Source organism: Pseudomonas solani (assembly GCF_026072635.1).
Classification (GTDB): Bacteria; Pseudomonadota; Gammaproteobacteria; order Pseudomonadales; family Pseudomonadaceae; genus Metapseudomonas; species Metapseudomonas solani.
The window spans coordinates 4,455,608-4,472,181 of sequence record NZ_AP023081.1 but is presented as its reverse complement, the minus strand read 5'-3'; the positions used below and the strand labels follow the sequence as shown (position 1 = coordinate 4,472,181).

General features: G+C 64.7%; 17 protein-coding genes. 10 read left to right on the top strand and 7 right to left on the bottom strand.

What is annotated here, in order from left to right; translation table 11 throughout:
• Positions 1–67: 67 nt before the first annotated feature.
• Positions 68–427, bottom strand: a complete 360-nt coding sequence (locus PSm6_RS20375; RefSeq protein ID WP_265168068.1) for a hypothetical protein — start codon at positions 425–427, stop codon at positions 68–70.
• 230 nt (positions 428–657) lie between these two features.
• On the opposite strand from PSm6_RS20375, the gene PSm6_RS20370 reads away from it, so the two are divergent.
• The 3 genes from PSm6_RS20370 to PSm6_RS20360 all read left to right on the top strand — a co-directional run bounded on the left by PSm6_RS20370 (position 658) and on the right by PSm6_RS20360 (position 2,821).
• Positions 658–1,089: a hypothetical protein gene (locus PSm6_RS20370; RefSeq protein WP_148304374.1), complete on the top strand. Its 432-nt coding sequence runs from the start codon at positions 658–660 to the stop codon at positions 1,087–1,089.
• Between the two features lie 461 nt (positions 1,090–1,550).
• Entirely contained in the window at positions 1,551–2,000 is a 450-nt protein-coding gene (locus PSm6_RS20365; protein WP_371877139.1) for a BRO-N domain-containing protein, read from the top strand.
• A gap of 218 nt (positions 2,001–2,218) precedes the next feature.
• Positions 2,219–2,821, top strand: a complete 603-nt coding sequence (locus PSm6_RS20360; RefSeq protein WP_265168066.1) for a hypothetical protein — start codon at positions 2,219–2,221, stop codon at positions 2,819–2,821.
• Between the two features lie 81 nt (positions 2,822–2,902).
• Here the strand turns inward: PSm6_RS20360 and PSm6_RS20355 are convergent, their stop codons facing one another.
• Positions 2,903–3,808: a LysR substrate-binding domain-containing protein gene (locus PSm6_RS20355; RefSeq protein WP_265168065.1), complete on the bottom strand. Its 906-nt coding sequence runs from the start codon at positions 3,806–3,808 to the stop codon at positions 2,903–2,905.
• Between the two features lie 155 nt (positions 3,809–3,963).
• On the opposite strand from PSm6_RS20355, the gene ycaC reads away from it, so the two are divergent.
• The 3 genes from ycaC to PSm6_RS20340 all read left to right on the top strand — a co-directional run bounded on the left by ycaC (position 3,964) and on the right by PSm6_RS20340 (position 6,479).
• Positions 3,964–4,593, top strand: a complete 630-nt coding sequence (gene ycaC / locus PSm6_RS20350; RefSeq protein WP_265168064.1) for an isochorismate family cysteine hydrolase YcaC — start codon at positions 3,964–3,966, stop codon at positions 4,591–4,593.
• Positions 4,594–4,707: 114 nt separating this feature from the next.
• Positions 4,708–5,211, top strand: a complete 504-nt coding sequence (locus tag PSm6_RS20345) for a GNAT family N-acetyltransferase (protein ID WP_043246719.1) — start codon at positions 4,708–4,710, stop codon at positions 5,209–5,211.
• A gap of 599 nt (positions 5,212–5,810) precedes the next feature.
• Entirely contained in the window at positions 5,811–6,479 is a 669-nt protein-coding gene (locus PSm6_RS20340) for a TIGR04211 family SH3 domain-containing protein (protein ID WP_021220284.1), read from the top strand.
• A 36-nt stretch (positions 6,480–6,515) separates the two neighbouring features.
• On the opposite strand, the gene bchE is transcribed toward PSm6_RS20340, so the two are convergent.
• The 3 genes from bchE to PSm6_RS20325 all read right to left on the bottom strand — a co-directional run bounded on the left by bchE (position 6,516) and on the right by PSm6_RS20325 (position 11,258).
• Positions 6,516–8,051 carry a magnesium-protoporphyrin IX monomethyl ester anaerobic oxidative cyclase gene (gene bchE / locus PSm6_RS20335; protein WP_265168062.1) on the bottom strand — a complete coding sequence of 512 codons (1,536 nt, stop codon included), beginning with the start codon at positions 8,049–8,051 and terminating at the stop codon, positions 6,516–6,518.
• A gap of 154 nt (positions 8,052–8,205) precedes the next feature.
• Entirely contained in the window at positions 8,206–9,591 is a 1,386-nt protein-coding gene (gene cysS / locus PSm6_RS20330) for a cysteine--tRNA ligase (RefSeq protein ID WP_265168061.1), read from the bottom strand.
• A complete protein-coding gene (locus PSm6_RS20325) occupies positions 9,591–11,258 on the bottom strand; it encodes a glutamine--tRNA ligase/YqeY domain fusion protein (RefSeq protein ID WP_265168060.1) in 1,668 nt (555 codons plus the stop codon). The genes cysS and PSm6_RS20325 overlap by 1 nt, the downstream gene beginning before the upstream one ends.
• A gap of 121 nt (positions 11,259–11,379) precedes the next feature.
• On the opposite strand from PSm6_RS20325, the gene PSm6_RS20320 reads away from it, so the two are divergent.
• From PSm6_RS20320 to PSm6_RS20310, 3 genes are all read left to right on the top strand, one after another.
• Entirely contained in the window at positions 11,380–11,874 is a 495-nt protein-coding gene (locus tag PSm6_RS20320) for a peptidylprolyl isomerase (RefSeq protein WP_043246712.1), read from the top strand.
• On the top strand, positions 11,871–12,593 hold the full coding sequence (lpxH, locus tag PSm6_RS20315; protein ID WP_265168059.1) for a UDP-2,3-diacylglucosamine diphosphatase: 723 nt from the start codon (positions 11,871–11,873) through the stop codon (positions 12,591–12,593). The genes PSm6_RS20320 and lpxH overlap by 4 nt, the downstream gene beginning before the upstream one ends.
• A 103-nt stretch (positions 12,594–12,696) precedes the next feature.
• Positions 12,697–14,034 carry an SPFH domain-containing protein gene (locus PSm6_RS20310; RefSeq protein WP_265168058.1) on the top strand — a complete coding sequence of 446 codons (1,338 nt, stop codon included), beginning with the start codon at positions 12,697–12,699 and terminating at the stop codon, positions 14,032–14,034.
• 63 nt (positions 14,035–14,097) lie between these two features.
• Here the strand turns inward: PSm6_RS20310 and PSm6_RS20305 are convergent, their stop codons facing one another.
• On the bottom strand, positions 14,098–14,706 hold the full coding sequence (locus tag PSm6_RS20305; protein ID WP_043246704.1) for a MiaE family protein: 609 nt from the start codon (positions 14,704–14,706) through the stop codon (positions 14,098–14,100).
• Positions 14,707–14,922: 216 nt separating this feature from the next.
• Here PSm6_RS20305 and uspL point away from each other — a divergent pair, with 216 nt between their 5' ends.
• Complete coding sequence (gene uspL, locus PSm6_RS20300; RefSeq protein ID WP_265168057.1) at positions 14,923–15,786, top strand: universal stress protein UspL; 864 nt, start codon at positions 14,923–14,925, stop codon at positions 15,784–15,786.
• A 73-nt stretch (positions 15,787–15,859) separates the two neighbouring features.
• On the opposite strand, the gene PSm6_RS20295 is transcribed toward uspL, so the two are convergent.
• Positions 15,860–16,336, bottom strand: a complete 477-nt coding sequence (locus tag PSm6_RS20295) for a DUF1289 domain-containing protein (RefSeq protein ID WP_043246700.1) — start codon at positions 16,334–16,336, stop codon at positions 15,860–15,862.
• Positions 16,337–16,574: the final 238 nt, after the last annotated feature.

Genomic DNA, 16,574 nt, shown 5'->3' with positions numbered 1-16,574 from the left:
AAAACGGGCCCGGAAGGGCCCGTTTCATTTCCTGGGTGCTCAGCTCCCGGCAGCCCTTCGGGGCCGCTTATTTTGGGTTCGGCCCTTCCTCGTAGATCACCTCGATCTCGCCGACGATATTGTCGTTGAGGGCCTCGAGGCCCTCGGCCGGGATCCACCATTCGGTATGGCGGCTGCCGCCGACCTGCTCGATCCGATACTGCTCGACGAACTTGCGCCGCACCCTGAAGCGGGTCACGTAACCCTTCTTGAAGTCCGTGACGTTCCACTTGTTGATCTCGATGGCGTAGGCCTCGTTGGTCACCGGGTAGAAGATCGGCTGCCCCGGCAGCCTGGGCGGCCAGCGCTTGAACCCGCTGGCGGCAACCAGGGCGAGTTCCTTCTCGCCGCAAGGGCGGTACATGGTGATCAGATCGTCCGTAGTCACTACTGTTGCTCCTTGAAAGACATATCGCCACTGAGGCTTGGCTATTTAAAGTCTTGCCTTCAAGAAACACACCTTCATTTTGGCTGGTTACATCGGCTTCACCCTAAACTCCAACGCAGCCACAGCCAGCTCCCACTTCCCAATGGCGCTCGCCACTACTATTTTTTGTTTTGCGCTGCCAAATTGCACCACTCGCATAGCGCAAAATCCATAGCAAGGAGCTATTAACCATGAGTTACTTATTTCAAGACGGAATTGAGGCAGCACTCCGAGTCGAATCCATGAGAGGAAATGCGTCCTATCTAAAGAGTCAATGTGAGCAAATGACGCAAAAATTGATAAATGACTCACCTCGCCATATCAACATTCATGATGACCTTAGCTATGCGGAAAGCCTGATCTTTTCAATGGGAAATCAGTTCAAACCCTCCGGAGTAGCGCAGGGCGAATGGGCAGGCGACTACGTATCAGAGTGGCGGATGGTTAGTGGGAACGCTGGAGTTATTCGTGGAATGGTTTCAAACGAACTATATAGGGCCTATCAAATCGGACTGGATATTCGCTCCAACCGAGTTGTGGGCAAGATGTTCAAACTTGCAGTCATGGTCTGGTCAACGATAGGAGATTATTCCAGCCCCACTCAGAATGAAGGACGCCGCTAGCTGAGCTCACTCCTATAGAGACTTTAAGCGACCTGAAGCAACTTGAAACGGAGGGCTTTGGCTTGGTTTATTTAGAGAGGTCTTACGCCTAAGCCTCCGAAGAACCTATTGCCCACCTCATCCCCGCTCTCGATCCTCCCCCCTCCACGGTCAATCCCGTGGCCGGGTTTGGCGGCCCGGGAGTTAGCAAGCGCGATGGCGCCGAGGTGCTTGCGAGAACGGCGAATGTTCTTGCAGGCCCCCGCACGCATGCAGTCATGCACTGCTCTGCGTTATGGCAGATCGCGCGGGGAGACCTCCGGGTCTGCCGGTGCCTACTAGCCGGTTCGCCAACCCCGCGTGGTCTGCCACCCTCGTTTGGCGACGTAGGTGGCGGCTCTTCCGACCTAATAGGAGCTCCGCCATGCACGACGCATCCACCCATCGTTTTCCAACGCCACAACCACCAGCTGCGCACCGTGATGGTCGACAACCAGCCCTGGTTCGTCGCACACGATTTCGCTCGCCTGATCGGCGCTCTGCGTCCCTACCGCATGACCCGCCTGGTGGACCCGCACCAGCGCCGTGTCGTGGTGCTTCGCCACGCCAGCGGTGGCAGCGAGGAGGTGCTGGCCATCAGCGAGGCCGGCGCCTATCGGCTGCTGTACCGCTTCGATCACCCGGAACACAGGTGCATCAGCCAATGGCTTAGCGAGGTGGTGGTGCCAACGCTATATGACTGCCACCGCAACCCCGAAGCGGCACCCCGGCGGGCCGCAATGAGCTGGGCCAATCAGCGGATCGGCATTCTGAAATGGCAGGGGGATATCTGGATCGCCCGGCAGGATCTGCCGGTCTTCCTCGCCAGCCGGGACGACCCGGCACTCAGCGATGAGCCGAGCTGGAGGCGGATGCCCTTCACCGATTGGTAATACCTGTAGGGGCGAATTCATTCGCCTAGGGAGCGCGGAGCGATCCCCCGTTGCAGCATGGGTTTCGCTTCGCTCTACCCATCCTACGAGCGGTGGGAGTGGATTGGCCCGACCACCGGCTCGCACAAACGCGCACTGGTTTCACAATGCCTTCAAGGCGTTCGGCTAAGGTGCCGCCATCCGCCCCACGGGGCCTCGCCAACAGATCGGACGACAGCATGGAAACCCTCCGCGACGGCATCGACGCCTATAACCAGACCTACCTCGAGATCAACGGGGAAGAGGACGAGCTCTACACCGAAGGCCCTGCGTCGGAGGAGGAAATCGAGCAGTTGGCGTCCATCACCGGCCCACTGCCGGCGGAGCTGCAAAGCTTCTACCGCAGCCTCGGCGCGCTGAAGAACCAGACCGAATCCGACTCCCACTGCTTCTGGATTCCCGCCCCCGCCGAGCTGGCGGACTGGCTGCAGGAGCAGGACGGCTCGGCCGGGATCATCGACGTGATCCGCGCCCATTGGGGCGGTGATCGCCCGGAGTTCGACGCGGGCCGCCACTTCAGCGCGGAGGAGATCGCGGCGCTGAATGAGCGCTTCATCGGCTACGGCTGGTACAGGGTGGCGGACATCCTCGAAGGCGCCTATTTACTGTTCTTCGACCGTGAGGGTCGCTTCGGCAGCCTCTACTACCACCAGGACGATTTCGCCGGCGCCAAGCAGGCGCTGAAGGAGATGCTGCGCGACGGCATCAAGGGCCAGCCGCTGGAGCAACTGCTGGGCGAGGCACTGGAAGAAGTGCGCGCCAGCATGGAGGAGTTCGGCTGACGCCGACACCCCTCCCCGCTTCCGCCCCGTAGGGTGGGCCGGGCGGCGCTCCGCTTCAGCCAACCGCCCCCCTGCGCCGCATCACGCCATGTCGCTGCCGGCGAACTCTTCGCCGAGGAAGTCGATCAGCGAGCGCACCGAGGGCAACAGCCCGCGCCGCGACGGGAAGATGGCGTGGACGATGCCGCACTTGGGCGAGAAGCCCGGCAGCATTTCCACCAGCGTGCCGTTGGCCAGGTCCTCGCGCACCGCGACCCGAGGCAGGTGGGCGATGCCGACGCCACCCAGCACGCCGTTGCGCAGCGCCATCAGGTCGTCGGTGACCATGCGCGGGCGATGCGGGATGGTCAGCCGCGCCCCGTCCGAGCCGAACAGTTCCCATTGGTAGTCCCGCTGCGCGCCGCCCCAATGCAGGCTCGGCAGGCGGCCCAATTCCTCGGGCGCGAAGCCTGCCGGCAACCGGGTGAGGAAGTCCGGCCGGCCCACCAGGCACTGGGTGCTGTCGGCCAGCACCTTCATCACCATGTCGGTGTTTTCCAGGGGCGGGAAGCGCACCCGCAAGGCGATGTCGAAGCCTTCATGGAGCAGGTCCACCCGGCGGTTGGTGCTTTCGATGAAGAGCTCCACCAGCGGGTACTTGAGCATATAGCGGGTGAGCATCGGCCCGACCCAGGAGTTGAGCAGCGTGGTCGGGCAGGCGATGCGCACCAGGCCGCGCGGCTCGCTGCGGTTGCGCTCGATCACCTCCGCCGCCCCTTCCGCCTCCACGCGCATGGCCACGCAACGCTGGTAATACTCCTGGCCGATCTCGGTGAGCGAGCAATGCCGGCTGGTGCGGTGGATGAGGCGTACGCCGAGGCGCTCTTCGAGCTGGGCGATGCGCCGGCTGAGCTTGGACTTGGGCATGTCCAGCGCGCGGCCGGCCGGGGCGAAGCCGCCGTGCTCCACCACCTGGGTGAAGTAGTAGAGGGTGTTGAGGTCTTCCACGCTCGTTCTCCAAATAGAACGCTAGAGGTATTTTTCGCAGTCTAGCGGATCAAGGGTACCGAATTTAATCTTTCTCACATGCAGACAACGCCTGCAGCGAGAAGCAGAACCCAACGCCGAACCGGCACCCAGAATCGATAAGCGAGGAACGCACCATGACCAATTTCACTTACAACCGTCTCGACAAAGACAACGCCGCCGTCCTGCTGGTGGACCACCAGGCTGGCCTGCTCTCCCTGGTTCGCGACATCGAGCCGGACAAGTTCAAGAACAACGTCCTGGCCCTGGCTGACCTCGCCAAGTTCTTCAAGCTGCCGACCATCCTCACCACCAGCTTCGAAACCGGCCCCAACGGCCCGCTGGTCCCCGAGCTGAAAGAGCTGTTCCCGGACGCGCCCTACATCGCCCGCCCCGGCCAGATCAACGCCTGGGATAACGAAGACTTCGTCAAGGCGATCAAGGCCACCGGCAAGAAACAGCTGATCATCGCCGGCGTGGTGACCGAGGTCTGCGTGGCCTTCCCGGCCCTCTCCGCCCTTGAGGAAGGCTTCGAGGTGTTCGTGGTGACCGACGCCTCCGGCACCTTCAACGAGATGACCCGCAACGCGGCGTGGAACCGCATGAGCCAGGCCGGTGCGCAGCTGATGAACTGGTTCGGCGTGGCCTGCGAACTGCACCGCGACTGGCGCAACGATGTGGAAGGCCTGGCCGCCCTGTGCTCCAACCACATCCCCGACTACCGCAACCTGATGACCAGCTACGCGGCGCTGACCGGCAACAAGTAACGGAGCGGGCGCAAACCTGAAACGAAAACGGGAGCCTCGATGGGGCTCCCGTTTGCGTATGGCCACGGCGCCTTGGGTAGAATGCCGCGCCCTCTTCCATCACGAACCCCGACCATGAGCGACGTCACCCTCGAACTGCTGCAGACCGGCCCCGAACAGGCCGAGCTGATCCGCAACCTGTACCAGTTCTACTCCTATGAATCCTCGGATTGGGAGGAGGAAGACGTGGAGGCGGACGGGCGCTTCTACATCCACGAGGAGCACCTGGCGCGCTACTGGCAGGAACCGCAATGGAGCGCCAACCTGGTGCTGGTGGATGGCTTCATCGCCGGCTTCCTGCTGATCGAGCGCAGCGAGCTGCCGGGCATGGATGCGCTGGAACTGGCGGACCTGTTCATCCTCAAGCGCTACCGCCGCCAGGGCATCGGCCGCCTGCTGGCGACCCAGGTGCTGATGGACGGCAGCACCGACTGGCTGGTGCGCTTCTACCGCGACGACGAAGCCGCCCAGGCCTTCTGGCACGCGGTGATGGAAGGTCTGCCGAAGCCGGTGCGCACCCTCGACCCGGGCGACGACCCGCAGTTGCTCACCTACCTGGTGACCCGGGCGCTGCATTGAGGCCTGCCTTCCCGGGCTGAAGCCCGGGCTACGAGTGGCCCTGGGTTGGTAACGCGGCGCGGCTCGGCATCGCCGGTGGATGAAAAAAGCGCCATCCACCCTACACATCGATCAGCTCCGCAGGGCGGGGAAACCCCGCGTGACTCATGCATCGACGATGTCGGGTTGCACCCGACCTACCTTCTACACCCGGATAATCGTCGTGTTGCGAAATGATGGGTTTCGCTCCGCTCTACCCATCCTACGAATGCGGCCCCGTACGAATGCGGCCCCGTAGGATGGGTAGAGCTTTGCGAAACCCATGCGGTGCAGCTGCACGGAGTGCCCGGTGGAGTGAGGGCCACCCTTGTATCTCGACTAGCTATCCGGCATGAGCTCCCTTTTCCGCTCGACCACCCGTCTCGCTTGCAGGGCCATGAGTGAACTACGCGGGGTCGCGGATTGTCAGTTCGCTGTCGGCTCGAACCGGGTGGATGGCGTGGCCATTCGCCACCCGGGCGCTGCGCAGCCATCGCTCTTTCTGAATGCGATGCTCGCCTGGCCGGCGCTTATCACGCCCGCGCTTCGGGTTCCGTTCCATAGCCAGTGAAGATTGCCCCATGCCCCTGACCCGTCATCTGCTCGCCCGTGCTCCTTCGTTCTCCTCCCGCGCCATCGGCGTCTGCCTGCTGGGCGGCCTGCTGCTGGCCGGCATGCCCGCGCAGGCCGAGGAGAAAGCCGACAACACGCGCTGGGTGAGCGACAGCCTGAGCACCTATGTGCGCAGCGGCCCCACCGATGGCTACCGCATCGTCGGCACCCTGGTTTCCGGGCAGAAAGTCGAGCTGCTGAGCACCCAGGGCGACTACAGCCAGGTGCGCGGCGAGAACGGCAGCGCCGTGTGGATCCCCACCCGCGACCTGCAATCGGTGCCCGGCCAGGCCGAGCGCCTGCCGCAACTGGAACAAAAGGTGACCGAGCTGAGCACCGAGCTGGGCGGTATCGACGAGACCTGGAAAACCCGCGTGCAAGGCATGCAGGAGACCATGGACTCGCGCAAGGCGTTGATCGACGAAGCCCAGGCCGCCCGCGCGGCCCTGGACAGCGAGCTGAGCCAGGCCCGCTCCGAACTGCGCGAGGTGCAGGCGCAACTGGGTGACGAGAACAAGCAGGTGCTGATGCGCTACATGGTCTACGGCGGCAGCATCGCCGGCGCAGGCCTGCTGCTCGGGTTGATCCTGCCGACCATGCTGCGGGTCAAACGCAAGCGCAGCGACCAGTGGGTCTGACCCGCTGAGCGACCGGGGAGCGCGCGGCTCCCCCATTCAGCTCGCGGCCCGCGCGATCACCTCCACCGCCGCCCTGCCCTTGCGCTTGTCCAGCAGGTATTCACGCCCTGCCAGCGAGGCGCCAAGGAACTCGCGGAGCGTCGGCCCCGCCTTGAGCAGCCGCGTGGCGAAGAGGAACTCCGCCAGCTCGTGGAACCACACGCGACGACCGATGCGGGTGTACCAGGCCATGGCATGGCGGAAGTCAGCATCCGGGTGCAACAGCAGGCGACCAAGGGCCCTGGGGCGGGCCTGCATGCAGACCTCGATCGTCTTGAACCAGAGGAACACCCGCCAGGCCGGCACGCGCTGCACTGCCAGCACCTGGTGCTTGTAGTCCCAGCGACGGGTGTCGGTCTGGATCACCCGGCGCTGCTCGGCCGTTTCGTAGAAGGGCGTCCAGCGGTGCGGGGTGACGTAGAGCAGCTGGATCTGGTCCGGGTCGTAGCGCAGCAGGTGGCGCAGGGAGCGCCAGTAGTCGGCGTCGGTTTCCTCCTGGAAGCCGATCACGTAGGTGGCCATGGAAACGATGCCGTGCCGGCGCAGCAGGCGGATGGCCTCCTGGTCCTCGCGGGTGGTACCGCCCTTGCGAATCGCCTCAAGGGTGCCTTCGTCGTAGCTCTCGATGCCCAGCAGGAAGCGGATCACCCCGGCCTTGCGGTACAGGTGGAGGATGTCGGCATCGCGGACGATGTCGCCGGCACGGGTGGAGCCCACCAGCAGCAGCGGCACATCCTCGGCGATCAAGGCTTCGAGGAAGGCCTTCCACATCTTGCGCGAGCCGGTGGGCAGCTCGTCGGCGAAGTTGATCAGCTCCACGCCCTGTTCCCGGTGCAGGCGTGCCAGCTCCCGGGCCAGGCGCACCGGGTCGCGGTGCCGCCAGCGGGTCCAGAACCCGCGCTGGCCGCAGTAGTTGCACAGGTAGGGACACCCCCGGGAGAACTGCACCACCACTGCCCGCTTGCCGCCCCAGTAGGAGTAGTGGGCATGGTCGATCAGCTCCCAGCCCACGCGGTAGTCGTCGAGGTTGCGCAGCATGGCGGCGGCAGGCGTGGCGTAGGGTTCGCCCAGGTAGCGCAGGGCGATGCCGTGGACGTCCAGTGGCGGGTGCCCCTGCGCCAGGGCCTGCATCAGCGAGAGCGCGGTCTGCTCGCCCTCCCCGCGCACGATGAAGTCGACTTCCACCACCTCCTGGAGGATTTCGTCCCAGTGGTAGCTGGGGTGCACGCCGCCGTAGACGATGACCAGTTCGGGCAGCACGCCCTTGAGGGCACGACAGATGTCCACCACCGTCGGGTGCGCCGAGCTGGAGCCGGAGTGCCCGAGCATCACCACATCCGGCGCCGTCGCCTGGATGCGCGCCACGATCTGCGCCACGCTCAGCCCCTCGCGGTCCGCATCCAGCAGCGAGACCTGGAAGCCCGCATCCAGCAGCGGCCCGCCGATGGCGAGCAGCCCCAGGGGCGGCAGGTGTTCGCGGGGCATGCGGCTGCCGATGGCGGTGTGGGGCGGGTTGATCAGGGTGATGTCCACGGCGACGTCCTTTTCCTCGGGGCGGGTCGCCTTTATGCACGCGCGCCGTGCAGGCTGCGTGGACCGCAGATGGAATTGCCGTGGAGTTTCGGTGAAGGTTTCGGCGCCCAAGAAAAAGGCCGCTCGAAAGCGGCCTCGTTCATGACGCGTACGACTACTCGGCGAGGCGCCAGGTGGTGCCGCCCTTGCCGTCTTCCAGGACCACGCCCAGGGCGGTGATCTGGTCGCGGATGCGGTCGGACTCGGCCCAGTTCTTCTCCGCACGCGCTTGCAGGCGCGCCTGGATCAGGGCTTCGACCTCGGCCGCGTCGACCTTGCCGGTGGCGCCGGCCTGGAGGAAGGCGTCCGGGTCCAGTTGCAGCAGGCCGAGCAGGCCGCCCAGGGCCTTGAGACGGGCCGCCAGGGCTGCCGCGGCGGCCAGGTCGGTGTCGCGCAGGCGGTTGACCTCGCGGGCCATGTCGAACAGCACGGCGACGGCTTCGGGGGTGTTGAAGTCGTCATCCATGGAGGCATTGAAGCGCTCGACGAAGGCTTCGCCCTCGGCGGCGGGCGCCTCCGGCAGGCCGCGCAGGGCGGTGTAGAAGCGTTCCAGGGCGCCCTTGGCTTCCTTGAGGTTGTCTTCGGAATAGTTGATAGGGCTGCGGTAGTGGCTGGAGACCAGCAGGTAGCGCACCACCTCGGGGTGGTACTTCTCCAGCACCTCGCGGATGGTGAAGAAGTTGCCCAGGGACTTGGACATCTTCTCGCCGTCCACGCGCACCGCGCCGGCGTGCATCCAGGCCCTGGCGTAGAGCTTGCCGGTGGCCGCCTCGCTCTGGGCGATCTCGTTCTCGTGGTGGGGGAACACCAGGTCCGGGCCGCCGCCGTGGATGTCGAAGGTCTCGCCCAGGCAGCAGGTGGACATCACCGAGCACTCGATGTGCCAGCCGGGGCGACCGGGGCCCCAGGGGGATTCCCAGCTCGGCTCGCCGGGCTTGGCGCCCTTCCAGAGCACGAAGTCCAGCGGATCTTCCTTGGATTCGTCGACCTCGATGCGGGCGCCGATCTTCAGCTCGTCGATGCGACGGCGGGACAGCTTGCCGTAGCCTTCGAACTTGCCCACGCGGTAGTAGACGTCGCCATTGCCGGGGGCGTAGGCGAAGCCCTTGTCGATCAGGGTCTGGATCATCGTGTGCATGCCGGCGATATGGCCGGTGGCGCGGGGCTCGATGTCCGGGCGCAGCACGGCGAGGCGCGCTTCATCTTCGTGCATGGCGGCGATCATACGGTCGACCAGGGCCTCGAACGGCTCGCCGTTCTCCTGGGCGCGACGGATGATCTTGTCGTCGATGTCGGTGATGTTGCGCACGTAGGTCACGTCGTAGCCGCGCTCACGCAGCCAGCGGGTGACTACGTCGAAGGCGACCATCACGCGGGCGTGGCCGATGTGGCAGAAGTCGTACACGGTCATGCCGCACACGTACATGCGCACGCTGTTGCCTTCCAGCGGCTGGAAGGCTTCCTTGACCTTGGTGAGGGTGTTGTAGATCGACAGCGCCATCATTGCCCCCAGGAATCACGCAGGGTGACGGTGCGGTTGAACACCGGCTTGCCGGGCTGCGAATCCTTGATGTCGGCGACGAAGTAACCTTCGCGCTCGAACTGGAAGCGCTCCTCGGGCTGCGCATTGGCCAGGGACGGCTCGGCGCGGCAGCCGGTGAGCACCACCAGCGACTCGGGGTTGATGTTGTCGAGGAAGCTGCCGCCCTCTTCGGATTTCTCCGGGTTCGCCGAACGGAACAGGCGGTCGTACAGGCGCACTTCGCACTCGACGCTGGCCTCGGCCGGCACCCAGTGGATCACGCCCTTGACCTTGCGGCCTTCGGGGTTCTTGCCGAGGGTGTTCTCGTCATAGGAGCAAAGCAGCTCGACGATGTTGCCGGCGGCATCCTTGATGGCTTCGTCGGCGCGGATCACGTAGCTGCCGCGCAGGCGCACTTCGCCACCAGGGATCAGGCGCTTGAAGCCGGCCGGCGGGACTTCTTCGAAGTCGCTGGCGTCGATGTAGATCTCGCGGGCGAAGGGCAGCGCGCGAACGCCCATGTCTTCCTTGGGGTGGCGCGGCAGTTCGAGGTTCTCGACCTGGCCTTCCGGGTAGTTGGTGATCACTACCTTGAGCGGCTTGAGCACGCACATGGCGCGGGACGCGGTGGCGTCCAGGTGGTCACGGATGCTGAATTCCAGCATGCCGATGTCGACCACGCCGCTGGCACGGTTGACGCCGACCATCTCGCAGAAATTGCGGATCGATTCCGGGGTGTAGCCGCGACGGCGGTAGCCGGAGAGCGTCGACATGCGCGGGTCGTCCCAGCCGCTGACGTGTTTCTCGTCCACCAGTTGCTTGAGCTTGCGCTTGCTGGTGATGGTGTAGTTCAGGTTCAGGCGCGAGAACTCGTACTGGCGGGGCTGCGCGGGGACCGGCAGGTTGGCCAGGAACCATTCGTAGAGCGGGCGATGGTCCTCGAACTCCAGGGTGCAGATGGAGTGGGTGATGCCCTCGATGGCGTCCGACTGACCGTGGGTGAAGTCGTAGCTGGGGTAGATGCACCACTTGTCGCCGGTCTGGTGGTGATGGGCGTGGCGGATGCGGTAGAGGATCGGGTCGCGCAGGTTGATGTTCGGCGAGGCCATGTCGATCTTGGCGCGCAGGGAGCGGGCGCCATCCGGGAACTCGCCGGCCTTCATGCGGGCGAACAGATCCAGGTTCTCTTCCACCGAGCGCTCGCGGAACGGGCTGTTCTTGCCCGCCTCGTGCAGGCTGCCGCGGTATTCACGCATCTCTTCGGCGTTGAGGTCGCAGACGAACGCCTTGCCGGCCTTGATCAGCTCGATGGCCCAGGCGTGCAGCTGGTCGAAATAGTTGGAGGCGTAGCGCACCTCGCCCGACCACTGGAAGCCCAGCCATTTCACGTCGCTTTCGATGGCGTCGATGTATTCCTGGTCTTCCTTGGCCGGGTTGGTGTCGTCGAAGCGCAGGTGGCAGTCACCGCCGAATTCCTGGGCCAGGCCGAAGTTCAGGCAGATCGACTTGGCATGGCCGATGTGCAGGTAGCCATTGGGCTCCGGCGGGAAGCGGGTGACGATCTTGGCGTGCGTACCGGCATCCAGGTCGGCCTGGACGATGGGGCGGAGGAAGTTGGCGGCGGCGGGGGTCTCAGGCTTGCTCATGGGATCCTTAGGTCTACGGGTGCGCGGCACAGGGTAGGCCGGTCAAATCAAAGCGCTTATCATAGCCGAAGCTGTCAACCCCCTGACAGGCCTTCGAATTCTCGACAGAGCGAATACCGAAATGATCAAGCTGCACACCAACCATGGCGTCATCACCCTGGAACTCTTCGAAGACAAAGCCCCGGAAACCGTGGCCAACTTCAAGGAGTACGTGAAGGCCGGCCACTACGATGGCACCGTCTTCCACCGCGTGATCTCCAACTTCATGATCCAGGGCGGCGGCTTCGAGCCGGGCATGAAACAGAAGACCACCCGCGCCTCCATCAAGAACGAGGCCAACAACGGCCTGTCGAACAAGGTCGGCACCGTGGCCATGGCCCGCACCATGGAGCCGCACTCGGCGTCCGCGCAGTTCTTCATCAACGTTTCCGACAACAGCTTCCTCAACCACAGCGCGCCGACCGTGCAGGGCTGGGGCTACGCGGTGTTCGGTGAAGTGACCGAAGGCATGGACGTGGTCAACAAGATCAAGGGCGTGGCCACCACCATGAAGTCCGGCCACCAGGACGTACCGGTCGAAGACGTGATCATCGAGAAGGCCGAGATCGTCGAGTGATCCTGCTGATCTCCGATCTGCATCTTGAAGAGGAGCGCCCGGATATAACCCGGGCGTTTCTTCGTTTCCTGCAGACCCGCGCCAGCCAGGCCGAAGCGCTCTACATACTGGGTGACTTCTTCGAGGCCTGGATCGGCGACGACGCCATGACCCCCTTCCAACGCTCCATCGCCCAGGCCCTGCGCCAGGTGGCCGATGGCGGCACGCGCATCTTCCTGATGCACGGCAACCGCGACTTCATGATCGGCACGCGCTTCTGCCGCGAGGCCGGCTGCACCCTGCTGGCGGACCCGAGCCGCGTCGAGCTGGCCGGCCACCCGGTGCTGCTGATGCACGGCGACAGCCTGTGCACCCGCGACGCGGCCTACATGCGCATGCGGCGCATCCTGCGCAACCCCGTTGTGCTGTGGATACTGCGCCACCTGCCGCTGGCCACCCGCCACAAACTGGCGCGCAAGCTGCGCAGCGAAAGCCGCATGCAGACCCGGCAGAAGGCGGTGGAAATCACCGACGTCACCCCGGAAGAAATCCCGCGCCTGCTGGCCGAACAGGGCGTACCGACGCTGATCCACGGTCATACCCACCGCCCCGCCGTGCACGAACTGCAAGTGGGCGGCCTGCCCGCCCAGCGCATCGTCCTCGGGGATTGGGATCGCCAGGGCTGGGCCCTGGAAGTCGACGAACAGGGCTTCCGCCAGGCACCGTTCGCCCTCGACTGAGCCGCGCAACGCGAACTCCTCCGCAGGCCGCGCCGGCTCTCCTTGACGGGATGGCACGCGGCCAGCAGCATCGCCGCTTTCGATTTCACGTCAAGGAGCGACCATGCCGTTCAGCGATTCCCCCTATATCAAGTACCTGGTCGGCATCGTCGCCGGCACGGCCGCCGCCTTCGTGTTGTTCAACGGCATCTTCTTCTACAACGAAGCCGGCTTCGCCACCCACGTGCGGACCATCTTCGGCGAAGAGAAAGTGGTGGATGACGTCGGCTACGCCACCAAGTGGTTCGGCCGCGCCACGCCCTGGAAGAAGGCCCTGAGCGTGCAGTCGGTGCTCACCGAAGCGCTCAACCAGATCGACGACACCAGCGACAACGACTCCCTGGGCGCCACCATCGAGGCCTTCCCCATCGTCTTCCTCGGCAACGTCGACGCCAAGGTGGAGTCCTCCGCGCGCTTCCGCCTGCCCAGCGGCGAGCAGTTCCTCAAGATCGCCCAGGAATACCGCAACCCGGAGAACTTCATCCGCACCGCGCTGGTACCGGCGATCAAGGAAACCCTGCAGGCCACCGCCTCGCTGATGACCGCCGACGACTTCTACGCCGGCGCCCGCAGCGAGTTCGCCGCCGAGTTCGAAAACCAGCTCAACGACGGCCTCTACCTGATCAAGCGCAAGGAAGTGCGTGGCCCGCGTGGCCACGTGCCGCAACAGACCGCCATCCTCCAGGCCGGCACCGAGCAGGGCAGCTTCGGCGATAACAACGCCAGCCAGTTCATCACCGAGAAGGTGATCGACGCCAAGGGCATGCCGGTGCGCAAGCAGCAGCAGTTCCGCAAATACGGCGTGGAAGTGGTGGAGGCGCGCATCACCAACGTCGACCCCAACCCGCAGTACAAGCAGCGCATGGTCAAGGTGCAGCAGGCCCTGGCCGAGCTGGCCGTGGCCCGGCAGAACCGCCTGAAGGAAGAGGAAGAGAAGCTGCTGGTCACCGCCCGCGGTGAGAAGGAAGTGGAAGCCCGCCGCCAGGAAACCCTGCGCGACCAGATCGAGCGCACCACCCAGGCCGAGACCGAGAAGCAGCTGGCGCGCATCAACGCCGAGCGCGAAAAGGGCCGTGCCGAGATCGAGAAGCAAACCGCCGAGCTGCTGCGTGACAAGGCCAGCATCACCGCCCAGGCCACCAAGATCACCGCCGACGCCGAAGCCTATGCCCGCGAAGCGGTGATCAAGGCGGACGGCGCGCTGCAGCCCAAGCTCGATGCGTTGATCGCCATCAACAAGGTGTGGGCCGAGGCCGCCGCCCAGGCGCCGGTGCCCAGCGTGATGATGGCCGCCGGGCAGAACGGCGCCAGCAGCCGCCAGGACGAGATCGGCCAGCTGATGGGCGTGCTCGCCACCAAGGCGGCCCGTGACCTGGCGCTGGACCTGAAAGTGAAGGACTGAGCCCTCACCGGCCACAAAAAAAGCGCCCCTCGGGGCGCTTTTTTCATGTGGGGTGTCGTCGGCTCACTGGGCGACCGGCACGCCACTGTGGAAGCGGAACTCCTCGTCCGTGCTCTCGATCAGCTCGCGCTCCACGTCGCGGACCTTCTCGATCACCGCATCGACGTCCGCCGTCTCGCCGTATTGGTAGGCCAGCTTCAGGTAGCCCTGGTAGTGGCGCGCTTCGCTTTTCAGCAGGCCGAAGTAGAACTTGCCCAGTTCTTCGTCCAGGTGCGGCACCAGCGCTTCGAAACGCTCGCAGGAGCGCGCCTCGATGAAGGCGCCCACCACCAGGGTATCCACCAGCTTGGCCGGCTCGTGGTTACGCACCACCTTGCGCAGGCCAGAGGCGTAGCGCGCGGCAGATACCGCGCGCAGCGGCACGCGACGCTTCTTCATGATGCGCAGGACCTGCTCGTGGTGGACCAGCTCCTCACGGGCCAGGCGCGACATGAAATTGATCAGGTCCAGGCGCGTGTTGTACTTGGCGATCAGCGCCATGGCGGTGGACGCCGCCTTGTACTCGTTGTTCTTGTGGTCGATCAGCAGGGTTTCCTGGTCCGCCAGCGCGGCCTCCACCCAGGCGGCAGGCGTGCGGCAGCCAAGGAAGTCGTGGATTTCCGGGAGGTTCATGGGCGAGGCGCTCCCTGGCGGGCGATGACGAGGGAAAACGGAACGGCGGGGATGGCGGACAAGGGCATGGCAATCTGGTCGGGCGGGCAATGGCGGAGCATTATACGGGGGCTGCAGGCCGCAGCCAGCTTGATGCACTGATATATGTCAAGAACGCGAAGCGTCCAGGGCAGCTACAGTGGTTCCAGCTATATGTCTTCCAGGGAGAGCACGACCATGCAAGCCATCCGCAGCATCCTCGTGGTAGTTGATCCGAACCACCCCGATGGCCTGGCGCTCAAGCGCGCCAAACTGATCGCCGGGGTGACCCAGTCGCACCTGCACCTATTGGTTTGCGACCGCAAGGCGGATCACGCCGCCTACCTCGCCGACCTGTCCGGCGCGCTCGCCAGCGAAGGCTACAGCGTGACCAGCCAGCAGGCCTGGAACGAAAACCTGCACCAGACCGTGATCGCCGTGCAGCAGGCCGAAGGCTGTGGCCTGGTGATCAAGCAGCATGTGCCGGACAACCCGCTGAAGCGCTTCCTGCTGACGCCGGACGACTGGAAGCTGCTGCGCTACTGCCCCGGCCCGGTGCTGATGGTGAAGACCGACACGCCCTGGACCGGCGGCATCGTTCTCGCGGCCGTGGACGTCGGCAACAGCGACGGCGAGCACCGCACCCTGCACGCCAGCATCATCAGCCACGGCTACGACATCGCCGGGCTGGCCAAGGGCACCCTGCACGTGATCAGCGCCCACCCCTCGCCGATGCTCTCGGCAGCGGACCCGACCTTCCAGCTCAAGGAAAGCATCGAGGCGCGCTACCGCGCCGAATGCCGCAGCTTCCAGGAGGAGTTCGACGTCAGCGACGAGCGCCTGCACGTGGAGGAAGGCCCGGCCGACGTGCTCATCCCCCACGTTGCCCACAAGCTCAAGGCGGCGGTGACGGTGATTGGCACCATCGCCCGCACCGGCCTCTCCGGCGCACTGATCGGCAACACCGCCGAAGTGGTGCTGGACTCGCTGGAAAGCGACGTGCTGGTCCTCAAGCCGGACGAAATCATCGCCCACCTGGAGGAACTGGTCGCCCAGCGCTGACCCGCCCCATGAAAAAGCCGCCTCGATGGGCGGCTTTTTCGTGCCTGGCGTTTCGCTGCCATGGAGGGAGGGCTCAGACGCGGCTCTCCATTCCCTCCAGCAGGAAGCGCGGCGCGATGTAGCGATCGTAGTGGGCTTCCGACAAAAGGAAGAACTCCCGATCGATGGCCTCGCGCAGCTCCGGCAACGTCCAGCCGCGGAACTCGGGCATCAGCGCCACGCCGTAGGCGTCCAGGCGGTTGATCATGCGCGAGGCACGGGCGATGAGCTGGTAGGCCCAGCAATAGGCGGACTGCTCCGGCACGAAGCGGACCTGGCGTTGCTCCAGCTGCATGCGCAAGCGATCTTCGTCGAAAACCTCGAGTTTTGCGGTCATCACCTGGACCAGGAGGATTTCCAGACGACGCCAGACGGCGCGTTTTTCCTCGTCGTTGTAGAGGTTCCAGTTCACCACTTCATGGTGGAAGCGCTTGCAGCCACGGCACACGAGATCCCCGTAGACGGTGGAGCAGAGGCCGACGCAGGGCGTCTTGATGCGCTGATTGGACATGGCGGGAGGGTCTGGGAAAGCACGAACAGGCCGGCATCTTAGCCCTTTGTCTAGGCAGGGTCACCCCAAGAAACCCAGGGCTTTTGTCTTAACTTCGGCTCAGCTTTCCTTTAGAATTGGCCCGCCATTTTAGGCGCCAATGTCCGTTGGAAGCTGTTTTCAAAGCGTCACGAGCACAGTCCACCCGGCAGGAAAATTGGCGTTGGGCACTCCCCAGCGAGTGCCTTGCGCCAGCCCT

What these genes read in the sequence shown, in the direction of transcription:
- cysS (WP_265168061.1), bottom strand. Translation starts at nt 9,591, where the DNA reads ATGGCGCTGTCGATCTACAACACCCTCACCAAGGTCAAGGAAGCCTTC.
- PSm6_RS20340 (WP_021220284.1), top strand. Translation starts at nt 5,811, where the DNA reads ATGCCCCTGACCCGTCATCTGCTCGCCCGTGCTCCTTCGTTCTCCTCC.
- ycaC (WP_265168064.1), top strand. Translation starts at nt 3,964, where the DNA reads ATGACCAATTTCACTTACAACCGTCTCGACAAAGACAACGCCGCCGTC.
- PSm6_RS20305 (WP_043246704.1), bottom strand. Translation starts at nt 14,706, where the DNA reads ATGAACCTCCCGGAAATCCACGACTTCCTTGGCTGCCGCACGCCTGCC.
- uspL (WP_265168057.1), top strand. Translation starts at nt 14,923, where the DNA reads ATGCAAGCCATCCGCAGCATCCTCGTGGTAGTTGATCCGAACCACCCC.
- PSm6_RS20325 (WP_265168060.1), bottom strand. Translation starts at nt 11,258, where the DNA reads ATGAGCAAGCCTGAGACCCCCGCCGCCGCCAACTTCCTCCGCCCCATC.
- PSm6_RS20365 (WP_371877139.1), top strand. Translation starts at nt 1,551, where the DNA reads ATGGTCGACAACCAGCCCTGGTTCGTCGCACACGATTTCGCTCGCCTG.
- PSm6_RS20310 (WP_265168058.1), top strand. Translation starts at nt 12,697, where the DNA reads ATGCCGTTCAGCGATTCCCCCTATATCAAGTACCTGGTCGGCATCGTC.
- PSm6_RS20295 (WP_043246700.1), bottom strand. Translation starts at nt 16,336, where the DNA reads ATGTCCAATCAGCGCATCAAGACGCCCTGCGTCGGCCTCTGCTCCACC.
- PSm6_RS20320 (WP_043246712.1), top strand. Translation starts at nt 11,380, where the DNA reads ATGATCAAGCTGCACACCAACCATGGCGTCATCACCCTGGAACTCTTC.
- PSm6_RS20360 (WP_265168066.1), top strand. Translation starts at nt 2,219, where the DNA reads ATGGAAACCCTCCGCGACGGCATCGACGCCTATAACCAGACCTACCTC.
- PSm6_RS20345 (WP_043246719.1), top strand. Translation starts at nt 4,708, where the DNA reads ATGAGCGACGTCACCCTCGAACTGCTGCAGACCGGCCCCGAACAGGCC.
- PSm6_RS20370 (WP_148304374.1), top strand. Translation starts at nt 658, where the DNA reads ATGAGTTACTTATTTCAAGACGGAATTGAGGCAGCACTCCGAGTCGAA.